Below are 14,530 nucleotides of genomic sequence, written 5' to 3'. Positions count from 1 at the left end.
TATGGATGTCACGCCGCCTGCGTTTATTTATCAACCAGATTAACACTAATACGTTGGTTCTCATCCATCATGGATGCTTTTGCCCGAATTTTAGCTTCTAGTTGATCGATCATCTGCTCATTATCGAAGCGTTCTCGTTGACGGATACCGTCTTCATAAAAACCACTTTTATTATGTCCGCCCGTGACGCCAATCGTGGAAACCAGCGCTTCTCCTGGGCCATTGACCACACAACCAATAATCGAAACATCCATCGGCGTAATAATATCTTCCAGACGTTGTTCCAGCGCATTCACGGTTCCTATCACATCAAATTCCTGACGGGAACAGGTCGGACAAGCGATAAAGTTGATGCCACGAGAGCGAATACGCAGTGATTTCAAAATATCGAAACCAACCTTCACCTCTTCGACCGGATCGGCCGCCAGCGAGATCCGCAGCGTATCGCCAATCCCTTCGGATAATAACAAACCCAGGCCGATAGCTGATTTGACCGCACCGCTACGTGCACCGCCAGCTTCCGTGATCCCCAGATGCAACGGTTGATCAATGCGGGCAGCCAACAAACGATAAGATTGTACGGCAAGAAAGACATCTGACGCCTTAACGCTGACTTTAAACTGATCGAAATTGAGACGATCGAGAATATCAACGTGTCGCATTGCGGATTCAAGCAGAGCCTCTGGCGTCGGTTCGCCATATTTTTCCTGCAAGTCCTTTTCCAGCGATCCTCCGTTTACCCCAATACGAATCGGAATATTATTATCGCGGGCACAATCAACCACTGAACGTATACGTTCTTCATTACCAATATTCCCAGGGTTGATTCGCAGACAATCCACCCCGTATTCCGCCACTTTCAGCGCGATACGATAGTCAAAATGAATATCAGCGACAAGCGGGACATTGACACGTTGTTTGATCAGTTTGAAGGCTTCTGCCGCGTCCATAGTAGGCACGGATACTCGCACGATATCAACGCCGACACGCTCCAATGATTTGATTTGATTAACAGTGGCATCAACATCGGTTGTTCGGGTGTTGGTCATGGACTGAACCGCAATCGGCGCACCATCACCAATAGGCACCTTACCGACGTAAATCCGTTTTGATTTTCGACGGGTTATGGGTGCAGCGTTATGCATGACTTCTTCTCCAACATGACAGCATCATCGTCTAAACGTGACGTTATTCCGCAGACAGCGTAAGACGAGCAACCTGATTACTTCTCACAAACCGACTCAGATCGACAGGTTTACCCTGAAATTGGATCTGTACTGCGGCAGGTGCGCCAATCTTAAGTTTATACGGTGCCTGCCCATTCAAGTTTAATGAGCCGCCATTACGTTGCGTACCACTGAACAATTTCTTTCCACTGGCATCGACGACTTCCAACCAGCAATCCGCGCTGAAATTCATAACCAGCGCATGCTCCACCGCTACCGGCGTAGTAGAACGATCGGCAGAAGTTGAATTGGTTACAGGTGCTATAGCATCAACACCGGATGACTCGCTACCGACAGCATGCGGTTGAGAAACGGTAGATTGTGATGCGGAAGGCGACGGTAAAGCTGATGGGGAAGGCGTTGCAGGAGGCGTCGTTGGACTGGCGGCTATCTGAGACGACGAGTCTATCGGTAACTCGACCGACGTCGATGTGGACGGTGCTGAAACCGCAGAGTCCTGCGGTTCACTGCTATCCACCAGCGGTACAGACTGGCCTTCGGTTTGCGCCTGCATTGAGCTGGCGTGGTCAACCATGCTACTAATTTCCTGCTGCTGTGCCTGATGATTCTGCCACCACCATGCACCGGTCAACCCCAAGACCACCAGCACGACCAACCAGGTAAAGGTCATCAACCAGCCATCGCGTTTCTTGCGGCTTTTTCCCAGAGAAAAACTTTGCATGGGGGCAACATTCGACGCTTTCGGTACGACATGCTTATCCAGCATCGGCAACAGTTCATCTTCGGGTAAATGAACCAGCTTTGCATAGGAACGAATGTAACCACGTAAAAACGTCGGGGCTAAATTCGCAGAAGTACTTCCTTCCTCGATTTCACGAACGGTAGAAAGCTTAAGGCATAAACGTTCAGCAACAGCTTGCTGAGTCAAGCCAAGACGCTCACGCGCCTGACGTAAACGTTCGCCGGGAATTTTGAGTTCTGTATTATCTTGAGTGGCTTCAGTATTCATTAGCTAAGAACTGCTGGTACTGTTTAGATTGTGGAAAACTTCGCGCCAGCGATTTGCCATAACGCTCTATATCGCCATCATGACCCGCCAACGCGGCGAAACGAACCTGTAACCATAGACTCTCGGCACTGGCCGGAAGAATATGCTGATAAACATCCAGAAGCAATCTTGCCTGCTCGTGCTTCCCGGAGGAAAATTGCCTATCAGCCTCGACCATTAGCATGACACCTTTGGCCGGATCATACTTGAGTGCCCGACTTAACAAACGGCGCGCATCATCGTTTTGCCCCGCTTTGAAAAAACAATATCCTGCATTTTCCAATGCATCGGCAACCTGACTGTAATCAGGGAGTTGGGCAGCCGCACTAAACTGTCGCTGTGCCGCTACATACTGCCCTAAACTACACAGAAACGCACCGTAATTATTCATTACGCTACCGTTTTCTGGTGCCAGCGTTAACGCGCGCTGATAACGCCATTCGGCAGACTGATTCTCGCCGATTCGTTGCTCGTAAAGCGCCATTCCCAACTGCGTTCGATAGTCCTGAGGAGCGATATCCAACGCTTTTTCTAGATTCTGGCGCGCCGCATCCAAATTATTGCGAGCCAGATACTCCAGCCCCAGTTGCAAACGCGTCTGCGCAACAGCCGGATTCACCGTATCGCGGGGGCTGCTACAGCCTGACAGCCACACCACAACAACAAGCAACAACCAACCTTTTCCTTGTCTTAATCCTTGTGTCATTGTTGACTTCCTTTTCTTGCCGTTCCACTCCACAGACTAAAGAACACGTTATATGGACTTACAAGCGAAAGCGGTAACCATCCGAACAAACTAATCATCCGAACAAATTATCCATCCTGGATCGGTATGATTAGCAACGTGAAAGTATTATCGCTCTCATTAATTGCCGGGACAATCAGGCATTAGACCGTTTTCACGGCAATTGGTTCACCCGCCATCTTTTTCTTCAGCGTACGTTTCGTTCTATCTACGACTTCGCCCGCCAACTGACCACAAGCGGCATCGATGTCATCACCACGCGTTTTACGGACAATCGTGGTGAATCCATATTCCATAAGCACTTTTGAGAAACGGTCAACACGGCTGTTCGAACTGCGACCATAAGGCGCTCCGGGGAACGGGTTCCACGGGATCAGGTTAATCTTGCACGGAGTATTTTTCAGACACGCCGCAAGCTGATGAGCATGCTCAGTACCATCATTGATATGATCCAACATCACATATTCAACCGTGACGCGTCCCTGATTGGCGTTGGATTTCTCCAGATAACGACGAACAGCGCTCAGGAACATTTCGATATCATACTTCTTGTTGATCGGCATGATTTCGTTGCGGATTTCATCATTTGGCGCATGTAGGGAAATGGCGAGAGCAACATCAATCATGTCACCCAGCTTATCCAATGCAGGGACAACGCCTGACGTCGATAACGTGACACGACGTTTTGACAGGCCAAACCCGAAATCGTCCAGCATAATTTCCATCGCGGGCACGACATTGGTCAGATTGAGCAATGGCTCGCCCATTCCCATCATCACTACGTTGGTAATCGGCCGCTGACCGGTAACCTTAAAGGCACCAATAATTTTTGCCGCTCGCCATACCTGACCAATGATTTCAGAGACTCGCAGGTTACGATTAAACCCTTGCTGTGCGGTTGAGCAAAATTTACATTCGAGCGCACAGCCTACCTGTGAAGAAACGCACAGCGTCGCCCGATCTTCCTCTGGAATATAAACCGTCTCGACGCGCTGCCCTCCCACCAAGATCGCCCACTTGATGGTGCCATCGGACGAGCGCTGTTCATCCACTACATCAGGCGCACGAATTTCGGCGACTTCTTGCAATTTATTACGAAAGGCTTTGTTGATATCCGTCATTTGCGTGAAATCATCACAGCAATAGTGATAAATCCACTTCATCACTTGATCGGCACGGAACGGTTTTTCTCCCAAAGAAGCAAAAAACTCCCGCATTTGCTGACGGTTCAGATCCAGCAAATTGATTTTTTCCGCATTAATTTTAGTCGGCTGGGAGATAACACCAGATACTGGTGAGCATTCAGACACGCTTTGTTCAGACTCGTTTTGTACAGACATAGGAACGCTTGGCCTCGTTATTACACGTTATGGCTCGAAAAGGGAAAATGATACGCCCCGAATGAGCGCAGACTCATTCGGGGCGCGGCATTGTACAAAGTTTAAAACAGGTAAGCTACCATCACCGCATTTTTTCTATGCCATCACATCGCAACTCTGGGGCACGATCGCAAAAAGCAGCGATATTTATCATTTACCTGTCATGCTGCACGGGATCAAGCGCGTGGGCAGATCTCATCATCACTGAAAAAATAAGCAATTTCACGCTGTGCCGACTCGATAGAATCAGAGCCATGAACCGCATTCTCGGTGAAACTGTCGGCATAATCGGCACGTAATGTTCCGGCCAGTGCGTTTGCCGGGTTAGTCGCGCCCATGATGTCACGATTACGCTGAACTGCATTTTCACCTTCCAGCACTTGCACCATGATAGGACCAGACATCATGAACTCGACCAGGCCATCAAAGAACGGCTTGCCCTTATGTTCCGCGTAAAAACCTTCCGCTTGCTCACGGCTCAGACGCAGCATTTTTGCCGCAACAATCTTAAAACCGGCACTTTCAAAACGTGCATAAATGGCACCGATGGCATTCTTGGCAACGGCGTTCGGTTTTACGATGGAGAAGGTACGTTCTATCGTCATATTGACCTCATTAACTAACTGTCAGATAACAGCCGGATTATAAGAATTATCTATACCTATATCATTCGAGTTGCAGGCAGACGGCAACCGCTGGAGGAAGCTCAGCTAAGAGCCTGAGCATTGCCAACACACATGCAGCTTGAAGTATGACGGGTACACCCGGCCGGTGAAAGTGGCGCAGATTATAAGAGTAGCGGCCTTCTCTGCCTACCGGTGAAATAACATTTTTTTAAAAAAATGTTATCTTTTATCCTACCTTATTCTCGATTTCCCTCATGCCAGAGCGCTCTCAGAAAATCCAGGTTGCAACAAGCATGCCCTTGTCGGAGCGGAAAAAATCACTGACAATGCTTGAAATATGACGGTTATATATCGGGGCTGAATCCCTTGGCCTCAACGCGGAGGAATTATGACAGTATCTTCTTCTGAGCTACCTGTTTCCAATGAATGGTTCGTCTCTCCAAGCTGGCTTGCGGAACATCTGAACGACATCGTGCTTCTTGACGCCCGTATGCTACCGCCAGGCGAGAAAACCCGCGATATAAATGCAGAATACCGCGCGGAACATTTACCCGGCGCAATCTTTTTTGATATTGAAGCACTATCCGATCACAGTACAGACCTGCCACACATGTTTCCCTCCAGTGAGGTATTTTCCCTCGCCATGGGCAAACTTGGTGTCAGCCATCAGCAACACATTGTTATCTATGATGAAGGGAATCTTTTTTCTGCGCCACGTGCCTGGTGGATGCTACATACGTTTGGCGTTGAAAAGATTTCTATTCTTGCTGGCGGGCTCGCTGGTTGGAAAGCTCAAAATCTTCCGTTGGAACAAGGTATGACTGAACATGCGTCAACCATTTTCAACGCGAAATGGAATCCCACAGCTATTCGTCATCGTGACGACGTATTCGCAATCAGCCGCGATCAATCGGCGCAAATTATTGATGCCCGACCAGCAGCGCGTTTCAATGGTGAAGTTGACGAACCCCGCCCCGGATTGCACCGTGGACATATTCCCGGCAGTTTGAATGTTCCCTGGAATGATTTGGTCAGCCATGGCGCTCTGAAACCCAATGCCGAACTCGCCACTATTTTGCATAAACATGGCGTGGATTTCAGTCGACCTATCGTTGCCAGTTGCGGCTCCGGCGTCACCGCTTGCGTCGTCATTCTGGCACTACATGCGCTAAATGTACCAAACGTCACGCTGTATGATGGGGCATGGAGTGACTGGGGAAGCCGTAATGACGTCCCCATTGCGCTTGATTAGTTTTTCTGCACGATCGTCACGGTGGATTCACACGCCACCGTGACAACCATCTCACCTATCAGGCTCTACCGGTGCTCTTGAAATCCCGTAGGAAACTTCCCCACTTCCGTTCATAAAACGGTGTGGTGTGTTTAATCATGTAGTGGCTGATCCCCGATTCGCCTTCCTTCACCAGACACAGATCGACAGGGCGATCGTTCGGCAAGGTATCACTGGCGACGCTACCCGCTTCACGGATGATCGTTTCTTCGTCCTGATCGACATCAACGCCGATCAGCAAATGCGGTTGATCTTCGCCCGGCTCCTGAATCTGAGCCAGAAATGCCCGTTTCACATGGCGATGCTTGGCAAACAGTTGCGTCAGAGAATCAATCATCTGTGCAGGCATTTCGGCGGGTTGGCTCAGCAAAACCTGCATATCTTCTTCAACGACACGCTGCTGAACAAACCCATGACCTTCACCCGACAACATATGTTCCACTTCCTGCGGCAGAAACTCTTTCCCATACGGCAGTTTCGGATTCAGGAACAGCGTTGCCCCCAATGTCAGCTCGAACAGTGAGCGGGCGGGTAATGACAGGAAGGATTGCTCCTCAGTAATCGCCTGCTGTAATGCTTCCAACGAGGTGAAAAAAGGAATGGCGGAAGAGCCGTCTGCTTTTTCCCAATGCATAATTTGCACATTACTACCGGCATGCAGGATTTTTTCGCCTGGCACGCTATCTTCATCACTACGGCCTAATACAAAGACTGTCGCTTCCATTAACTCACTGAAAAATTCAGGACGATGCGCCGGCTCGGTTGCCGCCAGCACCAGAACCTCTTCCAGCTTATTTTGTGGTGCAAAATCCATACTGCTCTCCAACCATCGTCGTGTTAAAAACCATCGTCATGTTAAAAACTGGATCCCGCCTTGCTCAACAGCAAATTCGCCAGCGTTCTCACGCCCAGCCCCGTCGCGCCCGTTGACCATTGATCCACCGCGCCTTTACGGTAAGTGGCAGAACAGTCAATGTGCAACCAACCTTGCTGGTAATGCTTCACAAAGTGCGACAAAAATGCAGCCGCCGTGCTCGCCCCTGCACTGTGAGCCGCGCTCGCAATATTATTTAAATCCGCAAAGCTGGAAGGCAAGTGGCTGCGGTGAAACTCTTCCAGCGGCAGACGCCAGAACGGCTCGCCTTCCTGCTTCGCACTCGCCTGTAATGCTGCGACCAGTTCATCATCGAAACTGAATAAGGCATGGTAGTCATTACCCAGAGCCATTTTTGCTGCGCCGGTCAGCGTCGCACAATCAATGATTAATTGAGGATGTTGTTCAGACGCATCGATCAGGCCATCGGCCAGCACCAGACGGCCTTCCGCATCCGTATTCATCACCTCAACGCTTTTACCGTTGCGGTAGCGGATGATATCGCCCAGCTTGAACGCATTGCCGCTCACCATGTTGTCGGCACAACACAGGTACATTTTTACACGCTGTTGTAATCCCCGGGATGCCGCCAGAGCAAGGGCCCCGACGACCGTTGCCGCGCCGCCCATATCGGATTTCATCGAATCCATAAAGCCGCTGGTTTTCAAACTATAGCCACCAGTATCAAACGTAATACCTTTGCCAACCAGACAAGCCATCACTGGGGCATCAGGGTTCCCCGTTGGATTATAATCCAGCGCCAGTAATACCGGAGCACGTTCAGAACCACGGCCTACCGTGTAAATTCCGGCGTAGTTTTGTGTCCGTAGATCTTCACCTTTCGTAATCCGATAGCTAACAGCATCGCAGGCAACATCACACAGCAGATCAATAGCCCGAGTAGCAAGCTGCTCTGGTCCTAATTCTTCCGCAGGCAGATTGATCGTATCCCGCACCCAATCGACAATCTTCAGACGATCGTCCAGCTCTTTCTGATCTTTCTCATTCAATTCTGCCCATTCAACCGTACGCTCCCCTTTTGGAGCTCGGTATCCTTGCCAGAATGCCCAGCTGTTTTCCAGATCCCAGCCATCGCCCGACAGTTTGACGTGCCTAATACCCTGAGCATCAATTTTTCGTGCAGCACGTTGGATCGTCGGCAGGGAAGATTTCCCGTTCAGATGATTTCCGTTCAGATGAATAGTAAAACCGTGTTCGTTTACGCTTAATGACGCTTTCTCTCCCCAGCGCGCATCAGCAGGTTGGTTGGAGAGTGAAATCAGCATCGCTTCGCTTGTCATAATTCTGCTCCCTATTCTTTTCATATTTGCCGCTGTACTTATTTGCTTCTGTAGCTACGCACCACGGCACTGAAACAGTATGGGCTGCCAATGGCAGCCCATACTGTTAACGTTTATTCCGCTTCATCTAACCAAACCAGTAGGATCGCTTCCAGAATTTTTTCATTGGAAGCCTCTGGCACATCATCGAACTCATCCAGTTCGCAGATCCACTGATGCATATCAGTAAAACGTACCGTTTTTGGATCAACATCGGGATATTGATCGTAAAGCGCTTCGCCGATCTCACGGCTATCCGTCCATTTCAATCCCATAACAAGGCTCCTGATCGTTGCACCAAACTATTATCGTTGCATCAAGCTATTAATGTTCACGAGCATGATTAATCGTGTAGCGAGGGATCTCTACCACCAAATCTTCATTGGCTATACGTGCCTGACACCCTAGTCGGCTCTCAGGTTCCAGCCCCCAAGCCTTATCCAACATGTCATCCTCATCCTCCGTGCTCTCGGCAAGAGAGTCGAACCCCTCACGAACGATGCAATGACACGTCGTACAAGCGCAGGATTTTTCACAAGCATGTTCAATCTCAATACCGTTACGTAAAGCAACATTCAATATGCTTTCACCGCGTTCTGCTTCCAAAACTGCACCTTCAGGACAAAGATCCTGGTGGGGCAGAAAGACAATTTTAGGCATTATTTACACCTCATCCACAGAATGGCCCGCCAGCGCGCGACGAACAGACGCATCCATACGGCGGGCAGCAAATTCCTGAGTTTGTTGATCTAATATTTTAATTGCAGCTTCAATCGCTGACGCAACCTCTCCCTGAACAGCTTGATTCAGGCGATCGGACGCTACGCCAATGGCAGCTTTTTCATTATCGGTCAGTAAGTCAGCATCTGCTGCTAGCGCGCTCTGCAAACTTTCCAGCACTCTCGCCGCTTCCACTCTCTGCTCAGCCAACATTCTGGCGCTCACATCCTCCTTGGCATTCAGCATAGAGTCCTTAATCATGGTCGCAATTTCCGTGTCGCTTAAGCCATAAGAAGGTTTGACCTGTATAGAGGCTTCTACCCCCGTAGATTTCTCCATTGCGGTCACACTCAATAACCCATCCGCATCCACCTGAAAGGTAACACGAATATGAGCACCACCAGCGGGTAATGGAGGAAGGCCACGTAGAGAAAACCGCCCAAGCGAACGGCAATCCTGAACCATTTCACGCTCACCTTGCAGAACATGAATCATCATGCCGCTCTGGCCATCTTTGAACGTCGTAAATTCCTGCGCTCTGGCAACGGGGATCGTGGTATTGCGCGGGATGATTTTTTCAACCAATCCCCCCATGGTTTCTAGCCCTAATGAAAGCGGGATCACATCTAAGAGCAGCATTTCACTATCAGGCTTATTACCGACCAGAATATCCGCCTGGATCGCCGCACCAACCGCCACGACTTTATCGGGATCGATCGACGTGAGTGGTATTCGATCAAAAAAGTTGCCCACTTGTTCACGTACAAGCGGTACGCGCGTCGATCCCCCCACCATGACAACTTCCTGTACTTCATCTGGCGTGACGCCTGCATCTTTCAACGCACGACGGCAGGCAAGCAACGTGCGCTTGACTAACGGTGCGATGAGCGCATTGAAACACGCACGGGTCAGCGTTCCCTGCCAACCAGCAACATCGATCTCCACCGAATCAGCCGAACTCAATGCGATCTTGGCTTGAATGGCTGCTACGCGTAACGCATGTTGCAATTGATGATCGTCACCGGTTGTGATCCCTGACTGCTCCTGCAACCACTCAACCAGAAGGTGATCGAAATCATCCCCACCCAGCGCAGAATCACCACCGGTAGCCAACACCTCAAAAACGCCACGGCTTAAACGCAGAACGGAGATATCAAACGTTCCACCGCCCAAATCGTAAACCGCGATAATCCCTTCCTGGCCGGAATCAAGGCCATAGGCAATCGCAGCCGCTGTTGGTTCATTCAGCAAACGCAGCACATGCAAACCAGATAACCGAGCGGCATCCTTGGTGCCCTGACGTTGGGCATCATCAAAATAAGCAGGTACCGTAATCACAACACCATCTGGCATACCGCCTAATGCATCCTGTGCACGCTGGGACAGCTCAGATAAAATATCGGCCGAAACCTGTACGGGATTTAACTCGCCAGCATGAGTTTGGATGAGCGGCAGGCCGTTATCGCTCGTGCGATATTGATAAGGTAAATGCGGGTAACGCTGTTGAATATCTGCCAATGAACGTCCCATCATACGCTTAACGGAACTGACGGTATTCATGGGATCAGAGGCTGCGAGTTCCCGAGCCTCCCAACCGACAACGTGTCCTTTAGCATGATAGTGAACGACAGAAGGCAACAGATCGCGCCCCGCTGAATCCGCGAGAGTTTGCGCTTCACCGCTACGTACGGTAGCAACCAGAGAATGGGTGGTGCCTAAATCAATGCCTACAGCCAAACGCCGCTGATGCGGCGCGGCACTCAGGCCGGGTTCGCTAATTTGTAATAAGGCCATATTGAGCTTCCATCAATTGGCCGGCGGGAAACGCCCCGTGTCTGACACATTGTGATTCCCAACCGAATTAAACAGTTATCTATCCAGCAATCGTTCTTCGAGTTGTTCAACCTGCTGCTGGAGTTTGTCTAAAAAGCGCAGCTTGCGCACGGTATCCGCAGCATCGATCCACGACTCGTGATCCAATTCGCTACGCATTTTTGTACTACGTTTAACCAGCATGACCTGCAATCGCTCAGCAAATTCAGCCAGTGCCGTTTCGGCATCAGAACGATGCTCAATCGCATCCAGCTCTTCACGCAGCTCAAGCTGTTCCATCAGAAAAGCCGTATCTTGTAGCGTATGCTGCTCGTTGCTTAAATCAAAACCGTGCAAAGATAACATATACTCCGCACGTTTCAGCGGATGTTTCAATGCCTGATAAGCACTATTGATAGTAGCGGCCTGCTGCATCGCCAACAGGCGCTCCCTTTCCGGCTGAGTGGCATAACGATCCGGATGGAACTGACGTTGCAGTTCCTGGAAACGGGAAGCAAGCAGGCTGCCATCCACATCATAGCGAATAGGCAGCCCGAATAACGTAAAGTAATCCATAGCGTACTCTGGTGGTTTTGGGTCATTGCGATTATTTGCCGCTGCTACTTCCGCTTACTCAGCGAAAGTAGCAGGGAAAGCATGGTCACATCAGACGTTAAAACTTTCGCCACAACCGCATTCACTTGAAACGTTAGGGTTATTAAATTTAAAACCTTCGTTCAACCCTTCTTTGACGAAATCCAATTCTGTGCCATCCAGATAAACCAGGCTTTTACCGTCAATAATGACTTTGACGCCTTTGTCTTCGAATATCACATCATCTTCATTTACGTCGTCGACGAACTCCAGCACATACGCCATACCAGAACAGCCAGATGTCCTTACACCAAGGCGAAGGCCAAGTCCTTTACCCCGGTTGGTCATAAACGCGCTAACTCGTTGTGCTGCGCTGTCGCTTAGGGAAATCGACATAATAACCTCGGCATTCGTTACTTAGCTTCACGCTTGCTTTTATAGTCCGCAATCGCCGCTTTGATGGCGTCTTCTGCCAGAATGGAGCAGTGAATTTTCACCGGTGGCAGTTCAAGCTCTTCAGCAATCTGCGTATTTTTAATCGCTTCTGCTTCGTTGAGCGATTTGCCTTTTACCCACTCGGTAACCAGCGAGCTAGACGCGATGGCAGAACCACAGCCATAGGTCTTGAAGCGCGCATCTTCGATAATGCCGTCATTATTCACTTTGATCTGTAGCTTCATCACATCGCCACAGGCAGGTGCACCCACCATGCCGCTACCAATGCTAGGATCGGCGTTATCAAATGAACCCACGTTGCGTGGATTTTCGTAGTGATCAATTACTTTTTCGCTGTAAGCCATAATAGTCGTCCCCGATCTGATGAATTAATGATGTGCCCATTCGATGCTACTGATATCCACGCCCTGCTTGAACATTTCCCACAGAGGAGAAAGATCGCGCAAGCGGCCAATGGATTTACGCACCAATTCGATGGTGTAGTCGATCTCTTCTTCCGTGGTAAAACGCCCCAACGAGAAACGGATCGAACTATGCGCCAGCTCATCATTCATTCCCAACGCACGCAGCACGTAAGAGGGTTCAAGACTGGCAGACGTACAGGCAGAACCCGACGAAACCGCCAGATCTTTCAACGCCATAATCAGCGATTCACCTTCAACATAGTTAAAGCTGACATTCAGGATATTTGGCGCGCCCTGAGCAATATCACCATTCAGGTAGACTTCTTCGATATCATTAATGCCATTCCAGAGACGATCGCGTAATGCACGCAGGCGTACAACTTCTGCATCCATCTCTTCTTTAGCAATACGATAAGCTTCACCCATACCGACAATCTGATGAACCGGTAACGTGCCAGAACGCATACCCCGTTCGTGCCCCCCACCGTGCATCTGCGCTTCAATACGGATACGGGGTTTACGGCGAACGTAGAGCGCACCGATCCCTTTCGGACCATAAATTTTATGGCCGGAGAAAGACATCAGATCGACTTTCAATTGACTCAGGTCAATCGGTAATTTTCCCACGCTCTGAGTGGCATCGACATGGAAAACAATTCCGCGACTACGGCACATTTCGCCGATGGTCGCGATATCCTGAACCACACCGATCTCATTATTCACATGCATGATGGAAACGAGAATGGTGTCATCACGCATCGCGGATTCAAGTTCTTTAAGATCAATAATGCCGTTACGCTGAGGCGCGAGATAAGTGACGTCAAACCCTTCACGCTCAAGCTGGCGGCAAGTGTCCAAAACGGCCTTGTGTTCAGTTTTGCTGGTGATAATGTGCTTGCCTTTCTTCTGATAGAAATTAGCGGCACCTTTGATTGCGAGGTTATCGGCTTCGGTTGCACCCGAGGTGAATACAATTTCACGCGGATCGGCGCCAACGAGCTCAGCGATTTGATTACGGGCGATATCAACAGCCTCTTCTGCCTGCCAGCCAAAACGGTGGGAACGGGAAGCAGGGTTGCCAAACGTACCGTCCAGGGTCAGAAACTGCATCATTTTTTCAGCCACGCGCGGATCAACCGGCGTCGTCGCTGAATAATCAAGATAAATCGGTAACTTCATTGCTCATAAACTCCGTACATCACTTCGAAACGTGCAAAGCGCCTTGTTTTATCTATGGGCTATATTGCCCTTACCCCGTGGGGCAGACGCTATACGTTGTTAATATTGACGTTGAAAAAACCATGTGGGTGCTTGCCATCGCAAACACCCTCTATACCCGTCATACTTCAAGTTGCCTGTGCGTTGACTGCGCTCACTCACCCGAATCACTTACTCAAGTAAGCTCATCGGGATTCCCTCACTTGCCGCCTTCATGCAACTCGAATTATTTAGTGTATATACCCGCAAAACGACTTCAGGCACGTAGATTAACGTTGATAGTATCTTGAATACGACCATTGGCGGTTGTGCGGCGAGCATCTGCATCCTGCCGGTCTGCCACATCCAGCACTTCTTTATTATTGACAAGTTCATCCAACGTAATGTTGTTCAGAAAGTCAGTAATACGATCGCTCAGGTCGCGCCATAACGTATGGGTCAGGCAGCGATCGCCACCCTGACACCCTTCACGTCCTTGGCAACGCGTTGCGTCAACCGATTCGTCTACGGCAGAAATCACCATGCCAACCGCAATTTCATTCGCACCTTTACCCAAAAGATAACCACCACCCGGGCCGCGCACGCTGGCAACCAGACCATTTTTACGAAGGCGTGAAAACAACTGCTCCAGATAGGAAAGGGAAATACCCTGACGTTCAGAAATGTCGGCCAACGGAACGGGGCCTTCCTGAGAATGCAGAGCCACATCGAGCATGGCGGTAACGGCATAGCGGCCTTTAGATGTCAGTCTCATGATAGTGGTACCTGTAGATAAAACATGTATTATGAAAACATGTATTGGCAAAACGTAGACCGAGTCTGACATTCCCGAGTAA

General features: G+C 49.7%; 16 protein-coding genes. 1 reads left to right on the top strand and 15 read right to left on the bottom strand.

Annotation, left to right across the window (positions count from 1 at the left end; translation table 11 throughout):
- Positions 1–23: 23 nt before the first annotated feature.
- The 5 genes from ispG to ndk form a co-directional block, all read right to left on the bottom strand.
- Positions 24–1,145, bottom strand: coding sequence for a flavodoxin-dependent (E)-4-hydroxy-3-methylbut-2-enyl-diphosphate synthase (gene ispG, locus ACKPVM_RS02320; RefSeq protein WP_409306556.1), 1,122 nt, complete (start codon positions 1,143–1,145; stop codon positions 24–26).
- A 43-nt stretch (positions 1,146–1,188) separates the two neighbouring features.
- Positions 1,189–2,196 carry a cytoskeleton protein RodZ gene (gene rodZ / locus ACKPVM_RS02315; RefSeq protein WP_409306555.1) on the bottom strand — a complete coding sequence of 336 codons (1,008 nt, stop codon included), beginning with the start codon at positions 2,194–2,196 and terminating at the stop codon, positions 1,189–1,191.
- Positions 2,186–2,941 (bottom strand): type IV pilus biogenesis/stability protein PilW, encoded by a 756-nt coding sequence (gene pilW, locus ACKPVM_RS02310; RefSeq protein ID WP_409306554.1) that lies wholly within the window; start codon positions 2,939–2,941, stop codon positions 2,186–2,188. Before pilW ends, rodZ begins: the two co-directional genes overlap by 11 nt.
- Before the next feature lie 182 nt (positions 2,942–3,123).
- A complete protein-coding gene (gene rlmN / locus ACKPVM_RS02305) occupies positions 3,124–4,320 on the bottom strand; it encodes a dual-specificity RNA methyltransferase RlmN (protein WP_409306553.1) in 1,197 nt (398 codons plus the stop codon).
- 215 nt (positions 4,321–4,535) lie between these two features.
- The gene (gene ndk, locus ACKPVM_RS02300; RefSeq protein WP_409306552.1) at positions 4,536–4,964 is read right to left on the bottom strand and encodes a nucleoside-diphosphate kinase; all 429 of its coding nucleotides are present in this window, start codon (positions 4,962–4,964) and stop codon (positions 4,536–4,538) included.
- A gap of 409 nt (positions 4,965–5,373) precedes the next feature.
- On the opposite strand from ndk, the gene sseA reads away from it, so the two are divergent.
- Positions 5,374–6,237 carry a 3-mercaptopyruvate sulfurtransferase gene (gene sseA / locus ACKPVM_RS02295; RefSeq protein WP_409306550.1) on the top strand — a complete coding sequence of 288 codons (864 nt, stop codon included), beginning with the start codon at positions 5,374–5,376 and terminating at the stop codon, positions 6,235–6,237.
- A gap of 58 nt (positions 6,238–6,295) precedes the next feature.
- Here sseA and sseB read toward each other — a convergent pair whose 3' ends face one another.
- The 10 genes from sseB to iscR form a co-directional block, all read right to left on the bottom strand.
- The gene (sseB, locus tag ACKPVM_RS02290; RefSeq protein ID WP_409306549.1) at positions 6,296–7,090 is read right to left on the bottom strand and encodes an enhanced serine sensitivity protein SseB; all 795 of its coding nucleotides are present in this window, start codon (positions 7,088–7,090) and stop codon (positions 6,296–6,298) included.
- A gap of 41 nt (positions 7,091–7,131) precedes the next feature.
- Positions 7,132–8,451 (bottom strand): aminopeptidase PepB, encoded by a 1,320-nt coding sequence (gene pepB / locus ACKPVM_RS02285; RefSeq protein WP_409306547.1) that lies wholly within the window; start codon positions 8,449–8,451, stop codon positions 7,132–7,134.
- A gap of 113 nt (positions 8,452–8,564) precedes the next feature.
- Positions 8,565–8,765, bottom strand: a complete 201-nt coding sequence (gene iscX / locus ACKPVM_RS02280) for a Fe-S cluster assembly protein IscX (RefSeq protein WP_409306545.1) — start codon at positions 8,763–8,765, stop codon at positions 8,565–8,567.
- Positions 8,766–8,814: 49 nt separating this feature from the next.
- Complete coding sequence (fdx, locus tag ACKPVM_RS02275) at positions 8,815–9,150, bottom strand: ISC system 2Fe-2S type ferredoxin (protein WP_136154580.1); 336 nt, start codon at positions 9,148–9,150, stop codon at positions 8,815–8,817.
- A 3-nt stretch (positions 9,151–9,153) separates the two neighbouring features.
- The gene (gene hscA / locus ACKPVM_RS02270) at positions 9,154–11,004 is read right to left on the bottom strand and encodes a Fe-S protein assembly chaperone HscA (RefSeq protein ID WP_409306542.1); all 1,851 of its coding nucleotides are present in this window, start codon (positions 11,002–11,004) and stop codon (positions 9,154–9,156) included.
- A gap of 75 nt (positions 11,005–11,079) precedes the next feature.
- Positions 11,080–11,598, bottom strand: coding sequence for a co-chaperone HscB (gene hscB, locus ACKPVM_RS02265; RefSeq protein ID WP_409306540.1), 519 nt, complete (start codon positions 11,596–11,598; stop codon positions 11,080–11,082).
- A 90-nt stretch (positions 11,599–11,688) separates the two neighbouring features.
- Positions 11,689–12,012, bottom strand: coding sequence for an iron-sulfur cluster assembly protein IscA (gene iscA / locus ACKPVM_RS02260; protein WP_409306539.1), 324 nt, complete (start codon positions 12,010–12,012; stop codon positions 11,689–11,691).
- A gap of 17 nt (positions 12,013–12,029) precedes the next feature.
- A complete protein-coding gene (gene iscU, locus ACKPVM_RS02255) occupies positions 12,030–12,416 on the bottom strand; it encodes a Fe-S cluster assembly scaffold IscU (protein ID WP_136164859.1) in 387 nt (128 codons plus the stop codon).
- A 24-nt stretch (positions 12,417–12,440) separates the two neighbouring features.
- Positions 12,441–13,655, bottom strand: coding sequence for an IscS subfamily cysteine desulfurase (locus ACKPVM_RS02250; RefSeq protein WP_409306537.1), 1,215 nt, complete (start codon positions 13,653–13,655; stop codon positions 12,441–12,443).
- A 295-nt stretch (positions 13,656–13,950) separates the two neighbouring features.
- Positions 13,951–14,448 carry a Fe-S cluster assembly transcriptional regulator IscR gene (gene iscR / locus ACKPVM_RS02245; RefSeq protein WP_409306535.1) on the bottom strand — a complete coding sequence of 166 codons (498 nt, stop codon included), beginning with the start codon at positions 14,446–14,448 and terminating at the stop codon, positions 13,951–13,953.
- Between the last annotated feature and the right edge of the window lie 82 nt (positions 14,449–14,530).

This window comes from Pectobacterium hainanensis (assembly GCF_046237015.1).
Taxonomy (GTDB): domain Bacteria; phylum Pseudomonadota; class Gammaproteobacteria; order Enterobacterales; family Enterobacteriaceae; genus JBJYIN01.
This window is presented reverse-complemented; position numbering and strand designations above follow the sequence as displayed.

What these genes read in the sequence shown, in the direction of transcription:
- ispG (WP_409306556.1), bottom strand. Translation starts at nt 1,145, where the DNA reads ATGCATAACGCTGCACCCATAACCCGTCGAAAATCAAAACGGATTTAC.
- rodZ (WP_409306555.1), bottom strand. Translation starts at nt 2,196, where the DNA reads ATGAATACTGAAGCCACTCAAGATAATACAGAACTCAAAATTCCCGGC.
- pilW (WP_409306554.1), bottom strand. Translation starts at nt 2,941, where the DNA reads ATGACACAAGGATTAAGACAAGGAAAAGGTTGGTTGTTGCTTGTTGTT.
- rlmN (WP_409306553.1), bottom strand. Translation starts at nt 4,320, where the DNA reads ATGTCTGTACAAAACGAGTCTGAACAAAGCGTGTCTGAATGCTCACCA.
- ndk (WP_409306552.1), bottom strand. Translation starts at nt 4,964, where the DNA reads ATGACGATAGAACGTACCTTCTCCATCGTAAAACCGAACGCCGTTGCC.
- sseA (WP_409306550.1), top strand. Translation starts at nt 5,374, where the DNA reads ATGACAGTATCTTCTTCTGAGCTACCTGTTTCCAATGAATGGTTCGTC.
- sseB (WP_409306549.1), bottom strand. Translation starts at nt 7,090, where the DNA reads ATGGATTTTGCACCACAAAATAAGCTGGAAGAGGTTCTGGTGCTGGCG.
- pepB (WP_409306547.1), bottom strand. Translation starts at nt 8,451, where the DNA reads ATGACAAGCGAAGCGATGCTGATTTCACTCTCCAACCAACCTGCTGAT.
- iscX (WP_409306545.1), bottom strand. Translation starts at nt 8,765, where the DNA reads ATGGGATTGAAATGGACGGATAGCCGTGAGATCGGCGAAGCGCTTTAC.
- fdx (WP_136154580.1), bottom strand. Translation starts at nt 9,150, where the DNA reads ATGCCTAAAATTGTCTTTCTGCCCCACCAGGATCTTTGTCCTGAAGGT.
- hscA (WP_409306542.1), bottom strand. Translation starts at nt 11,004, where the DNA reads ATGGCCTTATTACAAATTAGCGAACCCGGCCTGAGTGCCGCGCCGCAT.
- hscB (WP_409306540.1), bottom strand. Translation starts at nt 11,598, where the DNA reads ATGGATTACTTTACGTTATTCGGGCTGCCTATTCGCTATGATGTGGAT.
- iscA (WP_409306539.1), bottom strand. Translation starts at nt 12,012, where the DNA reads ATGTCGATTTCCCTAAGCGACAGCGCAGCACAACGAGTTAGCGCGTTT.
- iscU (WP_136164859.1), bottom strand. Translation starts at nt 12,416, where the DNA reads ATGGCTTACAGCGAAAAAGTAATTGATCACTACGAAAATCCACGCAAC.
- ACKPVM_RS02250 (WP_409306537.1), bottom strand. Translation starts at nt 13,655, where the DNA reads ATGAAGTTACCGATTTATCTTGATTATTCAGCGACGACGCCGGTTGAT.
- iscR (WP_409306535.1), bottom strand. Translation starts at nt 14,448, where the DNA reads ATGAGACTGACATCTAAAGGCCGCTATGCCGTTACCGCCATGCTCGAT.